Genomic DNA, 18,313 nt, shown 5'->3' on the forward strand with positions numbered 1-18,313 from the left:
TTAGTGTAACTACTTTCAAAAGTAAAGTATTGTATTTTACTTTGCAATTCATTTTAAATAAAATACTCATGGATGATACTTTAAAAGGGCAGGTTGCATTAATAACAGGCGGGACAAAAGGCATAGGCAAGGCAATTGCAGATATATTAAGCAATAAAGGTGCACAGGTGGTAGTAACCGCAAGAACAGTCCCGGCAGACAGTACGGAAGCGCATCATTTTATTGCATCAGACCTTTCTAAACCGGAAAGTGCGGAAACTATTGCTAAGGAGATTCTTGAAAAATATGGAAGGATAGACATCATAGTAAATAATGCCGGCGCCAACCTGAGCCCTGGTGGTGGCTTTAGTACACTTTCCGACGAACATTGGATCAACGACTGGGAATTGAATTTCCTATCGGTTGTACGAATCAATAAAGCCTTATTGCCTACAATGATTGTGCAGCAAAGTGGTGTAATCATTAACATTTCAACCGGTGCAGCCAAACAACCGATTTGGGAAATGACAATGTCGTATTCTTCAGCCAAGGCAGCACTCAATGCTTATAGCAAAGCATTAGCAAGTGAGTTAGGTTCTAAGGGCATACGCGTAAATGTAGTCTCGCCTGGTGTAGTAAAAACGCCGTTGATGCTGGAATTTATTGAAAACATAGCAAAAAATTCAAACAGTACTGTAGAGCAAACATTTAAAGCTGTTATGGATAAAGTTGGCGTGCCATTGGGAAGGATGGCTGAGCCTGAAGAAATAGCATCTGTAGTGGCGTTTCTCGCCTCTACTGAGGCGAAGTATATTACAGGTAGTAATTATGCTGTAGATGGAGGTGCTTCACCTACTGTTTAAAGAATTAAGGCCCCAAATAAAACCATTAGGTATATCACATAAAAAAGCAACATTGTCTTCCAATGTTGCTTTTTCTTTATATGGAGTATAAGGAGATTGTTATTAAACACTCAAACGCCGTTTTAACTTTTTCTAAAAAAACAATGAAGTAGTTAGCACGTTTACACCACTATTACTTTTACAGCCAATTTATATTTAAAATTTTTAAATTTGTACAAAATACTTTGGCTTACCGCGAAGCTATACTTAACATTTACACCTTCATTTCCCCGTCTTTGGCAATATAGCCAAACCCTTAGCGATTATTGCAAACACAGACAACTTAGATGGACGAATTCATTAAATTAATAAAAACAATTTACAATGTTGAAGACCAAGCCCTTCAACAAATGGCAGATATGCTCAAAACCAGGAATTTCCGAAAAGGAGACTTTCTTGTCAGAGCAGATGAAGTATCTAAAAACTATTATTTCTTATCATCAGGACTTGTCAAATTGTTTTTTGACAACGGAGATAAAAACTTTATAATGACGTTTTTTAAAGAACATAGTTTCTTTACCGAGTTAAGCAGCTTTAATTCCGGGGAGCCATCAAAATACATGCTTTCAGCTATTGAACCGGTAGAGTTGCTTTATATCAGTAAATTTGAAATCACTAAACTTTGCCAACAATATCATTCCATTGACACACTATTTAGAAAACTAAATGAAACTGCCTCTGCCCGAATGATGATTAGAATCAGTGAATTTTTAGAGTGTGATGCTAAAAATCGTTATTCAAATTTCCTGCAGCACAGCCCCGATTTACTTCAGAGGATCAGCTTGGGCGACTTAGCAGATTATCTTGGCATAACACAGTTTCCCTCAGCAGAATTCGTGGGCAAAAGTGATTTTTTATCATTTGTAAAAAATATTCTTTGTTACCCAAAATAAATTTGTGGCACAATTTAAATTAAAAAAATATGTCGCAAAGAATTAACGCCTACGCATTGGGCAACAAATCTGTAAATGCATTGCACGCATTAGGTGCGCAAGTTAACAACTCAACGCTTGACAATAAATTACTGGAATTGATTTATTTCAGAGCATCACAAATAAATGGCTGTGCCTTTTGTTTGGATATGCACTCTAAAAATTTACGGGCCAAGGGTGAAACTGAACAAAGACTTTTTGTATTAAATGCCTGGCGTGAGGCACCCTTTTACTCCGACAAAGAAAGAGCAGCTCTTTTATGGTGTGAAACACTTACAGTATTAAATGACCGTGAAGTTCCAAACAACATATTTAGCGAAGTACAGAGACATTTCTCAGAGACAGAAATGGTTGACCTGACAATGGCTGTCATTGCAATAAACAGCTACAACAGAATAAACATAGCATTTGGAGCAAACGTTGGTGCTTATAGCGTTCAGGAAACAGAATAACGGAAGACAACGTCATTGGGTTGCAATGGCGTTGCTTTATTTATGTGGAGAGACAGGAGCTGACTGAATGTATAAGTTATACATAATAATTTTAATCTAAACGTTTTAAAATCAAAGACCGTAAACGTTCTTCATGTTCATCTCCCCAATTCCCAATAGCCGAAATTACCGGAATCAGAGTTTTTCCGAAGTCTGTCAGGCTATATTCTACTTTTGGAGGCACAACAGGATAAATAACCTTAGAGACAAGCTCGTGCTCCTCTAATTCCTTCAGTTGAATATTTAAAACCCTACGTGAAGCATCGGGTATTTTACGCTGCAATTCACTTGGCCGCTTATGCCCTTGATCGATAAACCAAAGCAAACGTATTTTCCATTTACCATACAGCACTTCACCTATCAAATCAAGTCCGCAATTTAAGTTTGGTGTTGTTTTTCTTTCATACATATCGCAAAATTAAACCTATATCCCAATTTGTGCAATAGGGGAATAATTTATCCCTATATGAATCGTAACTCCGTACTTGTGAGGAACTAACGTACTCCCGAGATTTGTACAAAAGAAATTTAAAAAACAATACAAGATGGACTATAACAATGAATTATCGGGCAAAATTGCCTTAGTAACAGGAGGTACAAAAGGCACCGGAAAAGCAATTGCAGAACGGCTGCTTGAGGCAGGTGCAACGGTTATTATCACCGCAAGAAATGCACCCGAAAAAGAAAACAGCAAGCTGCATTTTATTACTTCCGATTTGAGTACAGCAGAAGGAACACAAAAAGTTATTAGCGAAGTTTTGTCGGCTTATGGGCGACTGGACATCTTAGTGAACAACCTTGGTTCTTCAACAACACCTGCAGGTGGATTTACCGCGTTAACTGATGAAGATTGGGTATCAACCCTACAGGCCAATTTGCTAGCCCCAGTTCGACTGGACAGGGGATTTTTACCGCAGATGATAGATCAAAAAAACGGTGTTATTATCCATATCGCCTCTATTCAGGGCATACTGCCCCAATATGATTCTACCCTGCCTTATGCCGCTGCAAAAGCTGCATTAAGAAATTACAGTAAAAGCCTGTCCAATGAAGTTACACCAAAAGGTGTCCGAGTCCTGACGGTTTCGCCGGGATGGATAAACACAACAGCATCAAAAGCCTGGCTGGGCGAAATTGCAAGAAACGCAAACAGTACTGTAGAAGAAGCGCAACAAAGCGTAATGGATGCATTAGGAGGCATACCTTATGGCAGGCCTGCCGAAGCGGAAGAGGTGGCTGAATTAGTAGGCTTTCTTGTCTCACCAAGGGCAGGCTACCTGACAGGGACTGAATATGTAATCGATGGCGGTACAGTACCAACAATTTAATAATCTTTAAAAATAACAGCATGAATTTACCCAAAGTAATTACAGATTTAATTAATGCACAAAACAGTTTCGATAGTGTCGCCTACGCCAATTGTTTTTCTGAAACTGCTGTAGTATTTGATGAAGGAAAAACGCATAACGGAAGACCGGAAATACAGTATTGGATTGAAGAATCAAATAAGAAATACAAATCAGTGATGAAACCTCTTGAATATGTAGAAAATGGTGCGTCAACTGTGCTATCTGCAGAATGTTCCGGAACCTTCCCAGGAAGCCCAATTACATTAAAATTTCATTTTGATATTGTTGATGGGCTAATCCAGCATTTGAAAGTGACAGAATAAGGACTCAGTTATAAAAGTTGTGAAGCAATAAAACGCAAACCTTCAGTGAAAACTGAAGGTTTTTTAGTGGAGGGCTGTCAGGGATTGGAATCGAACGTTTGACACCTGTCTTGACATTTTTCGGAAATATAAAATGGAGTATTTTTAACGTTTTGCGGATTGGTATATTCTGATTGAGAAAGCTCAAACTCTCGGTTAATTACTGATATTTCAAGTAAACAACCATGGTTAAATTAGCCTACGTAAGCACATATTGCCAAAACGACAATTACACCTACTTACTCTATCGACATTTCTATGCTTTTAGTTACTTTAGGAATATAAATTAGGTAATCATAACCCTTTATAACTCTCAATAAGTATACATCCTCTACTTTCAACTTGTTTTGTAAAATTGACTTCTTTAAAGGCCTTAAATCAAAACAGTACCATTGTTCATCTTTTGCCACATTTAGAAAAGATTTAAAACTAGTGTTATCATCTTTGTCTTCTCCTTTTCCAATGAGCATTATGTGTAACGATTTCCTGAAATTTGCCTCTTCGATATTAGAAATTAAATTGCCAATATCGTAAATATCAGTTTTTGTTAATATCGTTTCACCTTTTGGCAGATGATTCGCACCAAATTTGAAAAGATTTTTTTTATTTTTCCAATCAGGCATTTGCGTTAGTAAGATATTTTTCAGCAGTTGAATCCTTAACGGATGATTTCTATTAACATAAATCTGTCTACTTAATTTTAAGTCCTCAATTTGTTTTCGCTCTTTGTCAGAAAGTTTTAACTTTAGCAGTGAATCTATTTTTTGAAGACAATCTTCAGTTAACAGGTAGAATTTTTCTAAACCCTCTTTAGGCGCAAGTAGTTTGGAATTATTAAGCATTTGCTCATATATCGCAATCGCTCTATTATTCTTAGAAGTTTCTTTTAGACTTGAAATTATCATTTGATCTGCAAAAATGCTAATCTGTTCGGCACCATATATTTTGGTATTGTTTTTTATTAAATTCTTAAGCAAAGCAAATTCGCATTCATACTCCAAGAAAGAAAAGTTTGTACTATATTGTTTAATAAAAACATTCAGCTGTTCAGTAGATAGTGTTTTAATTTTTGTTTCGATAATATCTACTGAATAAGGATCAACCTCAAGAAAATAGTTATCAAACTTAACCTCATTAATAATAGCATTTGTAAAATAAGGAATTTCGTTTGTAAAATGAGTTTCTCCTAACAGAACAGAATTAGATTGTTTTATTTCTTCTAATAAAACATTCCATCCTTTACCCTGAAATGAACTGTTTTTATCATTTTGGAAAGAAAAACCATTCTGTTGAACTAAACTGTCCAGTAATATGTTTTGAGCATAGTTAAAATTTGTAAGGAATAATGTAAGGAGTAATAGTAGTATTTTTTTCATTTTGTATTATAGAAGGTTGTTTAGAATGTCGCAAAAACTTGTATTTACTCGCTATATAGAATATACCTACATCGATACACTACTAAGTCAAATGTATTTTGTTGCAATAGTACACAAAAATAGATATTATGATGCTTAATATATTGAGATTTATTTCTAAAACAATAAAATTCAAGGTAAGCGATTTGTGAAGTATATTAAACAAAAAAAAACACTGGAATCCAATGGTTTGTTCGTCTTTCTGTGGGCTGTCAGAGATTGGAATCGAACGCTTGACACCTGTCTTGAAGTTTTAAAATAAGCATTTAACTAGTCCTAAAGAATTTGTAAGTTTGCCTCCCAACCAGTTACCATGAAAAAGATTACCTCCCTACTATTGTTTTTAGTTGCAATGCTGCTTCACGCGCAAACCGATTTTAAAAATGCAACCGGTGCCGGTTTTGTTGAAAACAAAGGCCAGCTTTACAACCAGCACAACCAACCAAATACTAACGTTGCCTTTTTGCTGAACGCATCAGGCATGAACATACAACTGCGCAAATCGGGCTTTAGTTATGATTTTTACCGCACTGAGCAACACGCCAAAAAGGTAAGGTCTCAGGGTTTTTCGCCAGTACATAAGGATACGGTTGAATATACTTATACAACACAACTTCATAGGGTAGATTTTGACTTTGAAGGAGCCAATCCTTCGGTATTGATTGCAGGCCTTGATAAGCTGGCGTCGCACACTAATTACTACAATATGCCCTGGAAGTCTGGCGGGGTAGAGATGGTAAGCAGCTATAAAAAGATAGTGTACAAGAACCTGTATACGGGTATAGATCTGGTGTTTTCGGTTCCTGATGACACTGCAAAACCTGTAGAATATAATTTTGTAGTACATGAGAACGGCAATATTAATGACATAAAATTCAGGATTAAAGGCGCTAAGAGCAGACTTGAAGATAATGTTATAAAATGCCGTGTGCGTTTTGGAGATTTTGAAGAGACCATACCGTTGAGCTGGGCAGAATCGGAGGCCGGAAAAGAAACACTTGCCATTAATTATAGACAGGTTTCAAAAAATGTTTACGGTTTTAGCGCCGATTCTTCATTAAGAGGTAAGAAAGTAATTATAGACCCTGTGCCTGTAAGGCTTTGGGGTACTTATTTTGGTGGCTACTCATGGGCTTCTCCCGCAAGTATAACAAATGATGCGCTTAATAATGTATATATAAGCGGTGCTACAGGCAGTTCTGAGTTTGTTGCTACAACGGGTGCCTACCAGTCTACCTATGTAAGGGGTGCTACACCAGGTTATATAGCTAAGTTTTCGCCCGGTGGAGATCAGATATGGGGGACTTATTATGGTGTTTCGGCAGATAAAATAGCAATAGATAACGACTTTAATGTAATAATTTTTGGTAACAGGCTGAATGAATCGGTTAACATTACGACATCGGATTCGCATCAGCCAGACAAAAACTATCTAAATGATTGTTATCTTGTTAAATTTGATTCGCAAGGGCAAAGGCTTTGGGGGACATATTATGGTGGAAACGGTAATGATTATGCCGGCAACGTAGTTATAGACACCAACAACAATATATATATTGATGGAAACACAGGTAGTACTGACTATATAGCAACTCCCGGCAGCTTTAAACCCGCTGTTAGCGGTACGTTTAACAGTAATATTGAAGGTTTTTTGGTTAAGTTCTCTCCGGAGGGTGTACGTTCTTGGGGCACCTATTTTGGCGGAGATAATGCCGACGGATTTTATGGTTTGGATATCTCTGCGGACAACAGACTTTATGCTTCGGGTATCACCCATAATGATGGAATGGCCACACCCGGCACGTTCAGGCCAAACTGGGATGGTACGCCGGAAATTATTGTTGCAGAATTTGACACATCGGGTAACCGCATATGGAGTACTTATGTGGGAGGCAACGCAAACGACTATGTCTTTGGTTCTGTTTTAAAAGATGACATACTTTATATGTATGGCCGTACAAACAGTACTACAGGCATAGGCACGCCCGGTAGCTTCCAGCCCGATTTTATAACTATAGAAAATCAGTTCGAAAATCAATATTTAATAGCCTTTAACCTTAATAGCCAGTCAATAGTGTGGGGTAGCTATTCTAAAGTACAGGTTCAGGGCCTTGCTGTAAACCAGGCAGGCGAAATTTTTTATTCGGGGATTACTAATGAAAACTCCGGTATTACCACGCCCGATGCCTATATGCCTGAAAATAACAGTAATTATAAATCATTTCTTATAAAGCTTGGATTAGCCGGCGAGCGCATATGGGGAACCTATTATGCAGGCTCAAATCAATTTAATATGACTGTGGCATCTGTAGATAGCGCAGGAAATATTTATATGCACGGACGTACCAATAACGCTACAGGTATTGCCACTGATAATGCATTTCAGCCAAATATGTCGTCAAGCAATCAATGGGCATCCTATCTTGTAAAGTTCGGGGACTGCATTACTTCAGGTGCATTATCTTCAAACTCACCGGTATGCGTAGGCCAAACTATAAACCTTACCGCCCAGGGTGGGGCTAACTACCTCTGGACCGGCCCTGACGGTTTTACCTCTACGCAGCAAAACCCTACAATACCCTCGGCCACCACACTAAAAGCCGGTACTTACAGTTGTGCCATAACCGGTACAGTGGGCTGCGATGCTACCCAAGACATAGAAATAATAGTGGGCGACACCGAACTGCCCGTACCTACCGTAACCGACCTGCCACAACTAACTGCCGACTGTACCCTTAGTGTAACCCAAATACCTACGGCAACCAATAGATGCGATGGTATTATAAATGCCACAACTACAAACCCGGTTATCACTTTTACCTGTTAGTTTATACATTGGAACCAAAGGATAATTCCGCTGCTATGATTGAAGCCAAAGTAAGGGATGCCTTTGGTAAAAAACACAAGGTTACGGTGCTGGTACACCGCAAACAATCCATGCCCAAAAAGCGGGATAACGACCGTTGGCTCTTCAACAAACTTACGGTTAACGGTTTTCAGGTGGGGAGTAATCTAAATATTACCGACCAGCCGTTTGAAAGGGATTTAAAGTATTCGGTAAATTATTGGCGCAACCGCGCTTTATTGGCAGAAAGCCATTTCAATACTGCTAAATCACTTACCAATTCCGATGATGCACTATTGAAAAACACACTGCTGCATCAGGCTATTGTAAACAGCTGCCTTGGGTTCATAGAATTGTTCCTCGGCTACAGGCCAAACCGTGTGAATATCGGGCATCTATTCGCGCTGATGCAATTTATTACAGGTAAGGATTTCTCATTGTATTTCCGTCAGGAAGATGATAATTCATTGTACCTGTTGCTATCGGCTAATCCTGATATGATACGCTACAAGGTCGTAAACCAATACGCTATCGAGGACAGCAACAAACTGGAATTACGCTGCAAGGAATGTTTTTGGGAAATAAAACAACTGGCTTTTGCCAAACTTGATGCACTCTATAAATCACATCTAATTTTATAAGCTATGGAAAATGACGAAATCAAAGAAGCGATAGACTTCGCAGAGAAAATAAAAAATGCCAGCCAGTTCAATGTTTTTAATGAACGCTTCCGCAGGGAAGGTTTTGGCGTGGAACTAAGTTTTTCGGGATACAATGATCTCATTTTAACTATTATGGATATTATGAAGGTCTGTATGGCGGCACTTGAAGTAGAAGAGGATATTTTGCCTTCATCAATGTCGGTATCGCATACTAATATCTCATGCGTGCTGGGACTCGCGTATCAACTAATCCCAATGGAAGAGTCAATCATTCTGGACGAGTGTTACGCGCTACATCAGAAACTTACGATTCCTAAGAAAGAAGAAAGTGAGGAGCAGTAATTAATATTTTCTAATCCCTACCATTTCTTTTAACTGGAACTCGTATTTTTCGTAAGTATCAGTAAACGATATTTCACCTGTCTCAAGCGCCTCATGTTTTTTGAGATTCCAGTAAAGGTTATATGTTCCGTCTTTGATATAGATTTCGACGCGTTGGGTGGTGCCTTCAAAGTAATGGTTGATGTTTTCTACAAAAAAGTATTCGTTATTAAGTTTGCCTTTTAAGAAGGGAATGATGATATTTTCGCCTATCCGCGGCAGTTGATGAAGGAAGTGGGTAGTAAATGTGGCATTGACCTTATAGCTCTTCAGATAGAAAACATATTCAACTTTTGGGAACTTCAGTGGGTATTTGGTTTCATAATTAAACAGTGCTTCGTGTATCTCTGTTAATTGTTTTCTGATCTTATAAGAAGCTAAACCCGTTTCATTTGAAACCTGTGTCAGCGATGGGATTTCTATATTTTCATCATTATAGTAGTCTTTGGCACACATAAACTTTACCAACGTTGAGTATGCAGGGTCATGGATAAAATAATTCTTTACTTGTTCCTTTATCGAAAGTAAATCGATGAAAACCCTTTTTATGGATAATGTATCTGCCTGCATAATTGTTTTATAACGTGATAAATAAAGGTAGTGATCCCCGCTGAATTTTGATTAGGATCGTTTGAAAAATGAGGGTTATCTTTGTAAGTCAGACAATTTTAAGACCGGAAACGGTCTTTTTTTCATTAGCGAGAACGGAGGTGAACGATGGAACATGAGAAAAGAACTACAGGAGGAAGGATTTCTCCCGAAAAGGCATGGAACATGCTGAAATCCGAAGGTTTAGATGTAACTTTGGAGCAAGCCGGGGAGATATTGGATTTTTTGAGGAGGCTGGCAAACAGGACTGTTGCCGCTTATTTAAATACGAAACGGATAAAGCCAATTGACAATGAAAGTAAGTAAGATAGCAGACCTGTATATCAGGGTAAGCACCGATGAGCAGGCAGATAAGGGATATTCGCAACGCAATCAGGAAGAGGTTTTGCGTAAGTACTGCATGATTAATGATATTACTATACGTGAGGTAATATATGAAGATCATTCAGCAAAATCGTTTAACAGGCCGGCATGGAAAAAGTTGTTGGTGCTGTTGAAAAAGCAAAAGAATAAAACGGATTTGGTACTCTTTACCAAGTGGGACAGGTTTAGCCGCAATGCCGGGGATGCCTATCAAATGATAAGTACGCTTCGTAAAGTTGGTGTAGAGCCACAGGCTATTGAGCAGCCCCTTGACCTTTCTATCCCCGAAAATAAAATGATGCTTGCCTTTTACCTTGCAGCGCCTGAAGTGGAAAACGACCGCAGGGCGTTAAACGTATTTTATGGTATGCGCAGGGCTATGAAGGAAGGCAGATACGTTAGCCAGGCTCCGGTTGGTTATGCGAACAAATCAAAAGAAGACGGCAGGAAATACATTGCACTAAAAGAGCCACAGGCAGAAATTATGAAATGGGCATTTGAGGAGATAGCACGCGGTATCTTCAATACCGAAGATGTTTTACGTATGGCTCGCAAGAAAGGCTTATCAGTGGGCAAGAATGCGTTTTGGCTGGCGGTGCGTAATCCGCTTTATTGTGGAAAAATATTCGTTCCGAAATATAAGGATGAAGAAAGCCAGCTTGTCAACGGACAACATGAAGCCCTGATATCAGAGGAACTGTTCTACAATGTACAGGATGTCCTTGACGGTCGCAGCAGAAGCGCTAATTACAGGCCAAAAGCAGAGATTAACGTGGATTTACCCCTAAGGGGCTTCTTGCGTTGCCCTGTGTGCTTTAAAATGCTTACAGGAAGCAAGTCTAAGGGACGTAACCGTTATTACCTGTATTATCATTGTTTCGGTGGCTGTACCCACAGGATGCGAGCCGAACCTTTAAATGAAATACTGAAAGAAGAGCTGGATAAATATATGCCGCGTCCTGAAATTAAGGATTTGTATGTGGAGCTGATTGTAGAAGCCTATAATGAACAAACCAAAGGTGCGCAGGACGAAAAGAAAAAGATTCTTGCCCAATTGAAAGATTATGAAGGCAGGCTTAGTCATGCAAGGGACTTGCTAGCAACCCGTAAAATTGATGCGGATGATTACAGGGAAATGAAATCCGACTATGCGGGGATGATAAACAAATTGGAGGTTCGACTGGGAAGCATGAACAATGAGGCGGATGATATTGAGGAGCTGCTTAAAAACGGTATAGACCGACTATTAAACCTGAAAATGCTTTATGAACAGGGCAAACTGACAGAAACAAGGGAATTAATTGGTTCTATCTATCCTGAAAATCTCTATTTTGAAAATAACGCACTTCGAACCACAAGAATCAATGAAGCAGTGCAACTAATCTACCTGATAAACAGCGAAATAGACAAGCATAAAAAAAGGACAAAGAGTAAAAAAATTTCTTTGTCCTTTATGGTGGGCGATGAGGGGTTCGAACTTTTACATCAAAACCCGCGTCATTGCTATGTTTTCTAAAGTTCGTTTTGGTCGTGCCACGAACTTTCTACACTATTTTTAAATCGTCTTTAAACCTGCGTTTTCACAGAGCTAAAATTCTATAGCAAATGTAAGCATAAATATAATAATATATGTATTTCTAACACCTTGTCATCATCATAAATAACATAATATTTACGTAACAATTTTTGGAACATTTTAAAAGTGAAAAAAATCATAATAACAATTCTCTAGGTAATAGTACTGCTTAGTAACTAAAGCTTCTCTATAGCTAAATTCCTACTCTTTGACATTGGATTTACCGTATATGTATTAATCTCAGTTATCGATTTCCCAACTTTTTATCTGATTGAACATTTGCAGCTTGTAGTCTTTAAATTGCTTATGCCTATGACCATTACTGCCTGAAGGATGAGGGAAATGATTTAAATAAATATTACTATTAAGGAGATTATCTTCATTTAGCTTCGTAAGCACTTTGCTGACACAAGTGCCTAAAGGGATGACTAATTTGTTCTCAAAATTATTTATTTCAGGTAGAAAATTAGATTCGATAAAATTTTTCAAAATTTCCGTACGTAAAGGTAGCGGAGTTCTGCCTGTATAATTTTTGCCTTTATTAAAGGTCGGATATTTAATTATTGAGGTCGTATGTAAAATAGAATTTTGTTCATCAAACAATTGTGAAGTACTTAGAATGTTTAGTTTGTTATTTAATTCCAATTCATCCAACATTGTTATAAGATTATTTCTCATGCTTCCTGCAAAACTTGCCTGCTTCTTAACTTCCTTAGTGGCTTCCTCCCAATTTTGGTTTATACTAAAAGAAGTGATGGCTGTTCTATATGATTTCTCCATTTGTGACCATCCTGGAGTTATCCCGACTATAATAATTTTTGCATTTGGATTGATATAGTCAAAGGGAGCATAAAAAATTTCAATATTTTTCTCAGTTCCAAATGAGTACTTTTTAGTCTGTAAATCAGCTTTTTCGTAGCTATTCTTAATTATCTCACGTTGTAGGTTTTTAATATAATTCATTAGTATTTGGTTAGTTTAATAGTCATCGTTTCTATTTTTTACCATATTTTCTAAAGGCAGAAATAAACTGGTATATAAAATAACTTGTCAAAACTTTATTTATATAGTCGATTGATAATGTCCAAGCGCTAAATTCTCTTTTTTCTACTAAAAAATCATTCCTGTGTGTTAAGTCAATAAACGAAAAATAGTAGCCGATTAAAGTTGGGTCGAAATTTGTATCAATAAATATTCGTCTTACACTAATTAAGTACAATATATATAATACAAATGAAAATAGAGCAAACCATTTTAATGGGCGTGCTATAGATAATCCATGATTGTTGGACAAACTATTCGTAAATAAAATAAACTTATCCCAACGTGATATATCTTCAATTTTCATTAAAGCGTCATTGGATATGGCTTGTAGTTTTTGAGATTCATAAAAATTGCCAGTTCCTTCTAATTGCCCTTTTAATTGTAAGAAAATTTCATATTGATCTTTATAATATTTATCAGGTTTATTTTCCGGATAATGTACATTTTCTAAGGCTGTAAAATTTTCAAAACTTGTAGAGTTTGATGGAAAATCACATGAAGTAAAGGTTGTTTTTCCAAATTTGGTTCTGTAAAATGATATAAGCTTGTAAGAAGAAAATGCGATATTGTCAAACCAACTTTTATCAAGGTTTGATTTATGGATTTCTATTTTACTATCAATAGTTTTAATTGGTGAAATATTATAAAATGATGCTCCGGATTCTGTTGATAGATCTCTAATGTACCAATTGTTGATTTTTGTATTTTCAATTGATATGTTTCCCTTAACATATCCGGTTAAGCTTAGAGAATTAAATCTTGAGTTTATGATTTTCGTTTCTTTATGATCTATCTCAGACGAATATTTAATATAGAGGTTTATATTAAAATAATCTTTTTCTTCATCTGTAAGGAAATATCCAATTCTGTAATCTTTTTGACTTTCATAGGATCTCAAGTAGAACCCTCTTTTTTCAGATGTATTTTCATTCGATGAAAATGATAATTCTAAACAATCATAAATTCTATAATCCTGTTTTCTTTTAATAATGTCAATGTAACTTACGCTTAAATTCTGTAACATTCTACTCCAACGTTTAGGAAAAAGATTTTCTTCTGTATAAGAAATATGTATTGACTTAATACGCATTAAGAATAAAGCCCCTAAGATTATACAATTATTAAAATGTACTGACTTAATATTTTCATTATCAGCGCTTCCAGAAAGCAGTGTTGAATGAAATAAGATAGATATATTTTTGGTTTGGATATTTTTTAACTCAAGCTCTTCAATATAACAGCTTGAAAAGCTAAGACTAATATTTTTAAACTCGATGTCTTCCTCATTCTCAATTATAAGTTTTTTAAACTTACAATTCAAAAAACTAAACGTCGACCTGCCGTCAGTAAACATTATATCTTCAAAAACCTGTTTTGTGATTTTTATCGTTAGGTCTTGTAAATAGTCTTGGTCTACAATTTTATTATAAGGTGTAGGCTCTAATAATTGCATAATTTTATATTAAAATTTGAAACTGGTACAGTTTAGTTTCGCGACACACATTTTCTTTCTAAACAAAACTTTTCATATTTGTAAATCATCCTAATGATACTGCAAGGGCTTCAAGATGTCTAATTGTCTCCGGAGGATATGGTAGAACCGGTTTCTATAATGCTCTCCAAGAAATGAAAAAAAAATGAAAAAATCACTTCTCTGATAATTATATAGGCAACTCATTAAGTTGTTTTTTTCGCTCTTTCCAGTCTGGCAAGAACTGGTTCATCAAGAGTACAAATCTTTTGTTATGGTTTCGTTCGAGCAGGTGTACGAGCTCATGTACGACAATGTATTCGATACATTTTTTCGGCTTTTTTGCAAGTTCAATGTTAAACCAAATGTTACAATCGGTAGTATTACAGCTTCCCCATTTAGTTTTCATTTTCCGAATACCAAAACTTTCACTTTTTACATTTAACCTGGATTCCCAATGATTGATCATTTCAGCCAAAACTTTTCTTAATTCACGACGATACCAATTGTAAAGTACCTTTTGCTTGTATTCTATTGGAGAATTTGAAGGGGTCATTAGATCGATTACGTTGTGCTTTAAAATTACCTTCGTTGATAAGGTGTTTTCCACGGCATTAAGTAAGTATCGTTTTCCAAAGAAATAATGGCTCTCACGGGTAATAAAAAGTTTTTCAGCTTCTCTGGGCTGATTTAAAAATTTAGTTCTCTCTTTTCTTATCCATCCCAACTTGCCAATTATAAAGACTTTTACAATGTCTTTATCAACGTGGAGAGGTGCGGATACAGTAACGTTACCCATAGGTGGGTGCACACTCAAATGGATATTCTTTATATTTTTAAAAGTGAGCTCAATTTCAATATTGCTAATTGTAATACGCTCCATTTAATAGTCCAGTTTATTCTGTTCGATAATTTGGTAAACTGCCTCAACTTTAATTTTATCATTCAAGACTTTATGAAGCGCACCTTTTATCATATTCTGTTTTTGAATGTTTTCCCTGAATCCCTCCTGAATTGCATATTGTGCAGCTGTTTCACAAGCAATCGCTAATTGCTCATCATTTTCTAAGTAATTATATATAGCCCGCTTACCTTGAGTATTTATCGTTTTTGGTAGATTATCATCTTTACCTTTATTTGCTTTTGCAGCGAGTTCGGCAATTTTTTTCAAGTATTGCTGATATGAAAGTACTCCTCGTTTACGCTCAGCAATTAACTCATTTAAGAGGAATGAAATTTTGTCATAATACACAGGGTCAAGTAAATGGTCTTTAATGATTTTACTCCTTACATTATTTTCAATAATTTCCGCGACAGCTTCCTGATTGCCTCTTACAGATTCAGCTAGTTCTTCAAGAACTTTGAAAAGGTCTGATTCCATTAAATCTAAAAGAGAAATATCATCAAAAGGAGATATTTTAACGGCATCTTCAGCCTGAATATAATTATCAAGTAGATGACGCATATCTGCTTCGTAGGCCTTCAAATCTAATTGCTCATTACTTGCAATGCGAATGATTTCCCTAAGATTTAGATAAAAGTGTAACCTCTCATCAAAACGCTTTATTTCTTTTTCATTATAACCTGCGAGCTCTAATTCTCCAGCAATATTCGCATGAGCACGTATCAGAGATACTATTGCTTTGTATAGGGCAACTCTTTTGTATTCATTGGCTTTCAGTTCTTCCTCAATTTCTGAATTTCCACAGAAATAATGAATGTATTGCAAATCGTCTTTAGGTGGTGCTACATCTTCACATAATGCTTCAAGTTCTTCAAGGGCTTCATCCAACCGTTCACGTGACATTTTCAGCCTATCTTTTACCATAACCTGAACTTCCTGTAGGTTGAATTCGTCGGTATCCAGTTCTGAAGTATATACATTTATCGCATCTGTTACATTTTCAAAAAGTCCCATGTAATCCACGATATATCCGAAAGTCTTGTCATCTGTATCAAGTCTGTTAACTCTACAAATAGCTTGGAATAGGGTGTGATCCTGCATTTTCTTATCTATGTAAATGTAGGAACACGGTGGAGCGTCAAATCCTGTTAGAAGTTTGGAAACAACAATAAGTAGTTTCATTCTTCCCGGTTCCTTACGGAAAACAGATTTAGCATGAACCTCATAAGCTTCGGTTGCTGTTTTTCCTCCGATGGCGGAAATACCACTTAATAATTCTGAATATACTCGGTAAATTAGTTCTTTATCGCTATCTGTACCTGCACCACTATCTTCGGTTGTAATATCTTTTGTTGCTGGGTTATATGAGGTAACAATACCACAGCGTCCTCGTAACTCCGTCCTTTGAAAAAGTTCATAATATTTACATGCTTCATATATACTTGAAGCCACTAAAATAGCATTGCCCATGCTCGATGAAAGACGGGGAACCTTATTAAAATCGAAAAGAATGTCCATGACTATTTTTTCCATCCTGGAACGGGAACTTAGTACATTTTGCATAGTACCCCATTTCTTTTTCAACTCAGACTTCTGAAAATCATTAAGACCTTTAGTTTTTAATTCAAACCATTCATCAATTTTATCAGGAGAAGATATTTTTTGGTCTATGTCACGACCTTCATAAACCAAATCTTTTACAACCTCATCCTCAACAGCTTCATTAAATTTATATGTATGAATATATGTCCCAAATACTTCCATTGTCGTTTTCTTGTCCGACTTTAGTAACGGTGTACCAGTGAACCCAATAAATATTGCATTTTGTAAAATAGCCTTCATTGTCTGGTGTAATTTTCCGCTTTGAGTACGGTGGCACTCGTCAACAAAAACATAAATATCGCCAACCGTTTGTACAGGGTTTTCTTGTAACTCTTTTAAGAACGCTTCATGATCTGTCTCTCCCTTATTACCAAACTTGTGTATCAAGGAACATATAAGGCGAGGTTTTGTTTGTGTAAGCTGGTTGACTAGGTCTTTACCGCTTGTGGTTCGAGAAATACTTTCGCCTGCATCACTAAAAACACGCTCGATTTGTTCGTCAAGTTCAGTACGGTCGGTTAGCAAAACGATACGTGAATTAGGAACATTCTCCAAAATCCACTTGGCGAGTATAACCATCATTATACTTTTACCAGACCCCTGTGTATGCCAGATTATGCCGCCTTCCCTTTTTTTAATGTTTTGCTGAGCTTCCTTTAATGCAAAATATTGATGCGGACGAGGAAGTTTTTTAACTCCTCCATCAAATAAAACGCAGTTATATATTATATCGAGAAGCCTGGACTTTTCGCATAGTTTTAGAAGATACTTATCAAGCTTGTATGTGCTGTTATCAGCTTCATCTTCTTTCCAACTTAGGTAATATTTTTCAGGGGTTTCTATAGTGCCATAGCGTAGTCCCTGTGTGTTATTACCCGCAAGTATAACTTGCACTGTGCTAAAAAAAGTTGCGTGGAACTGGTCTTGCTGGTTCGATATATTTTGTCGAATGCTCTCTGCTATATCTACAGTACCGCGTTTTAGTTCAAGAACCCCTAACGCAATACCATTAACGTACAGTACAATATCCGGCCTACGCTCTTTAGCACCCTTAAGTGTTACTTCCTCCGCTATAGCAAAGTCGTTATTCTCTGGGTTTTTCCAGTCAATCAGAAAAACTGTTTCATTTTGTGCCCCAATATCTTCCTTACCCTTAACGCCATAACGAAGCAAAGAGTAGAAAGCTTTATTCTTATCATACAAATTGCCCGTGAAACTCCCGGCAACAGACTGTGCTTCTGCAATAGCTTTATTTATCAATGCTGTTGCATATCCTTGTTTTTCTAAAAACTGACGCAGATAAGCTTCCTCTATGTTAGCATTGCCTATACGGTCTTCCCAATTTCCATAATAATTGTAGCCCAACTGATCATGGAAAAGCTGAACTATGCGATTTTGGGTTAAGCGTTCTATTGGGTTGATCATA

The 18,313-nt window shown here is 36.8% G+C and carries 17 protein-coding genes; 10 read left to right on the forward strand and 7 right to left on the reverse strand.

Annotated features, from left to right (window positions below; all coding sequences use genetic code 11):
• Positions 1–68: 68 nt before the first annotated feature.
• The 3 genes from GR160_RS06700 to GR160_RS06710 all read left to right on the forward strand — a co-directional run bounded on the left by GR160_RS06700 (position 69) and on the right by GR160_RS06710 (position 2,265).
• A complete protein-coding gene (locus tag GR160_RS06700) occupies positions 69–842 on the forward strand; it encodes an SDR family oxidoreductase (protein ID WP_160749098.1) in 774 nt (257 codons plus the stop codon).
• 326 nt (positions 843–1,168) lie between these two features.
• Positions 1,169–1,774: a Crp/Fnr family transcriptional regulator gene (locus tag GR160_RS06705; RefSeq protein WP_160749099.1), complete on the forward strand. Its 606-nt coding sequence runs from the start codon at positions 1,169–1,171 to the stop codon at positions 1,772–1,774.
• Between the two features lie 29 nt (positions 1,775–1,803).
• Entirely contained in the window at positions 1,804–2,265 is a 462-nt protein-coding gene (locus GR160_RS06710; protein ID WP_160749100.1) for a carboxymuconolactone decarboxylase family protein, read from the forward strand.
• 91 nt (positions 2,266–2,356) lie between these two features.
• On the opposite strand, the gene GR160_RS06715 is transcribed toward GR160_RS06710, so the two are convergent.
• A complete protein-coding gene (locus tag GR160_RS06715) occupies positions 2,357–2,713 on the reverse strand; it encodes a helix-turn-helix domain-containing protein (protein WP_160749101.1) in 357 nt (118 codons plus the stop codon).
• A gap of 136 nt (positions 2,714–2,849) precedes the next feature.
• Between GR160_RS06715 and GR160_RS06720 the strand changes: the two genes are divergently transcribed.
• Positions 2,850–3,632, forward strand: coding sequence for an SDR family oxidoreductase (locus tag GR160_RS06720; RefSeq protein ID WP_160749102.1), 783 nt, complete (start codon positions 2,850–2,852; stop codon positions 3,630–3,632).
• 20 nt (positions 3,633–3,652) lie between these two features.
• A complete protein-coding gene (locus GR160_RS06725) occupies positions 3,653–3,976 on the forward strand; it encodes a nuclear transport factor 2 family protein (protein WP_160749103.1) in 324 nt (107 codons plus the stop codon).
• A gap of 278 nt (positions 3,977–4,254) precedes the next feature.
• Here GR160_RS06725 and GR160_RS06730 read toward each other — a convergent pair whose 3' ends face one another.
• The gene (locus tag GR160_RS06730) at positions 4,255–5,391 is read right to left on the reverse strand and encodes a hypothetical protein (RefSeq protein WP_160749104.1); all 1,137 of its coding nucleotides are present in this window, start codon (positions 5,389–5,391) and stop codon (positions 4,255–4,257) included.
• A gap of 352 nt (positions 5,392–5,743) precedes the next feature.
• On the opposite strand from GR160_RS06730, the gene GR160_RS06735 reads away from it, so the two are divergent.
• Genes GR160_RS06735 through GR160_RS06745 form a run of 3 tightly spaced genes read left to right on the forward strand, consistent with a single transcriptional unit; the run spans position 5,744 to position 9,279 of the window.
• On the forward strand, positions 5,744–8,257 hold the full coding sequence (locus GR160_RS06735) for a hypothetical protein (protein WP_160749105.1): 2,514 nt from the start codon (positions 5,744–5,746) through the stop codon (positions 8,255–8,257).
• A 35-nt stretch (positions 8,258–8,292) separates the two neighbouring features.
• On the forward strand, positions 8,293–8,916 hold the full coding sequence (locus GR160_RS06740) for a hypothetical protein (protein WP_160749106.1): 624 nt from the start codon (positions 8,293–8,295) through the stop codon (positions 8,914–8,916).
• A gap of 3 nt (positions 8,917–8,919) precedes the next feature.
• The gene (locus GR160_RS06745; protein WP_160749107.1) at positions 8,920–9,279 is read left to right on the forward strand and encodes a hypothetical protein; all 360 of its coding nucleotides are present in this window, start codon (positions 8,920–8,922) and stop codon (positions 9,277–9,279) included.
• On the opposite strand, the gene GR160_RS06750 is transcribed toward GR160_RS06745, so the two are convergent.
• Positions 9,280–9,888: a hypothetical protein gene (locus GR160_RS06750; RefSeq protein WP_237421178.1), complete on the reverse strand. Its 609-nt coding sequence runs from the start codon at positions 9,886–9,888 to the stop codon at positions 9,280–9,282. It abuts the gene before it with no gap.
• A 147-nt stretch (positions 9,889–10,035) separates the two neighbouring features.
• Between GR160_RS06750 and GR160_RS19280 the strand changes: the two genes are divergently transcribed.
• Both GR160_RS19280 and GR160_RS06755 read left to right on the forward strand, forming a co-directional pair.
• Positions 10,036–10,233 carry a hypothetical protein gene (locus GR160_RS19280; RefSeq protein ID WP_202390737.1) on the forward strand — a complete coding sequence of 66 codons (198 nt, stop codon included), beginning with the start codon at positions 10,036–10,038 and terminating at the stop codon, positions 10,231–10,233.
• The gene (locus GR160_RS06755) at positions 10,220–11,806 is read left to right on the forward strand and encodes a recombinase family protein (RefSeq protein WP_202390738.1); all 1,587 of its coding nucleotides are present in this window, start codon (positions 10,220–10,222) and stop codon (positions 11,804–11,806) included. Before GR160_RS19280 ends, GR160_RS06755 begins: the two co-directional genes overlap by 14 nt.
• Positions 11,807–12,106: 300 nt before the next feature.
• On the opposite strand, the gene GR160_RS06760 is transcribed toward GR160_RS06755, so the two are convergent.
• From GR160_RS06760 to GR160_RS06775, 4 genes are all read right to left on the reverse strand, one after another.
• Entirely contained in the window at positions 12,107–12,829 is a 723-nt protein-coding gene (locus tag GR160_RS06760; protein ID WP_160749110.1) for a uracil-DNA glycosylase family protein, read from the reverse strand.
• 31 nt (positions 12,830–12,860) lie between these two features.
• On the reverse strand, positions 12,861–14,363 hold the full coding sequence (locus tag GR160_RS06765; protein WP_160749111.1) for a hypothetical protein: 1,503 nt from the start codon (positions 14,361–14,363) through the stop codon (positions 12,861–12,863).
• A gap of 208 nt (positions 14,364–14,571) precedes the next feature.
• A complete protein-coding gene (locus GR160_RS06770; protein WP_160749112.1) occupies positions 14,572–15,264 on the reverse strand; it encodes a M48 family metallopeptidase in 693 nt (230 codons plus the stop codon).
• Complete coding sequence (locus tag GR160_RS06775; protein WP_160749113.1) at positions 15,265–18,312, reverse strand: type I restriction endonuclease subunit R; 3,048 nt, start codon at positions 18,310–18,312, stop codon at positions 15,265–15,267.
• Position 18,313: the final 1 nt, after the last annotated feature.

It is taken from the genome of Flavobacterium sp. Sd200, assembly GCF_009826935.1.
GTDB lineage: Bacteria > Bacteroidota > Bacteroidia > Flavobacteriales > Flavobacteriaceae > Flavobacterium.

Bases quoted from the DNA above. Each gene is read 5' to 3' on its own strand.
- GR160_RS06700 (WP_160749098.1), top strand. From the start codon at position 69: ATGGATGATACTTTAAAAGGGCAGGTTGCATTAATAACAGGCGGGACA.
- GR160_RS06705 (WP_160749099.1), top strand. From the start codon at position 1,169: ATGGACGAATTCATTAAATTAATAAAAACAATTTACAATGTTGAAGAC.
- GR160_RS06710 (WP_160749100.1), top strand. From the start codon at position 1,804: ATGTCGCAAAGAATTAACGCCTACGCATTGGGCAACAAATCTGTAAAT.
- GR160_RS06715 (WP_160749101.1), bottom strand. From the start codon at position 2,713: ATGTATGAAAGAAAAACAACACCAAACTTAAATTGCGGACTTGATTTG.
- GR160_RS06720 (WP_160749102.1), top strand. From the start codon at position 2,850: ATGGACTATAACAATGAATTATCGGGCAAAATTGCCTTAGTAACAGGA.
- GR160_RS06725 (WP_160749103.1), top strand. From the start codon at position 3,653: ATGAATTTACCCAAAGTAATTACAGATTTAATTAATGCACAAAACAGT.
- GR160_RS06730 (WP_160749104.1), bottom strand. From the start codon at position 5,391: ATGAAAAAAATACTACTATTACTCCTTACATTATTCCTTACAAATTTT.
- GR160_RS06735 (WP_160749105.1), top strand. From the start codon at position 5,744: ATGAAAAAGATTACCTCCCTACTATTGTTTTTAGTTGCAATGCTGCTT.
- GR160_RS06740 (WP_160749106.1), top strand. From the start codon at position 8,293: ATGATTGAAGCCAAAGTAAGGGATGCCTTTGGTAAAAAACACAAGGTT.
- GR160_RS06745 (WP_160749107.1), top strand. From the start codon at position 8,920: ATGGAAAATGACGAAATCAAAGAAGCGATAGACTTCGCAGAGAAAATA.
- GR160_RS06750 (WP_237421178.1), bottom strand. From the start codon at position 9,888: ATGCAGGCAGATACATTATCCATAAAAAGGGTTTTCATCGATTTACTT.
- GR160_RS19280 (WP_202390737.1), top strand. From the start codon at position 10,036: ATGGAACATGAGAAAAGAACTACAGGAGGAAGGATTTCTCCCGAAAAG.
- GR160_RS06755 (WP_202390738.1), top strand. From the start codon at position 10,220: ATGAAAGTAAGTAAGATAGCAGACCTGTATATCAGGGTAAGCACCGAT.
- GR160_RS06760 (WP_160749110.1), bottom strand. From the start codon at position 12,829: ATGAATTATATTAAAAACCTACAACGTGAGATAATTAAGAATAGCTAC.
- GR160_RS06765 (WP_160749111.1), bottom strand. From the start codon at position 14,363: ATGCAATTATTAGAGCCTACACCTTATAATAAAATTGTAGACCAAGAC.
- GR160_RS06770 (WP_160749112.1), bottom strand. From the start codon at position 15,264: ATGGAGCGTATTACAATTAGCAATATTGAAATTGAGCTCACTTTTAAA.
- GR160_RS06775 (WP_160749113.1), bottom strand. From the start codon at position 18,312: ATGATCAACCCAATAGAACGCTTAACCCAAAATCGCATAGTTCAGCTT.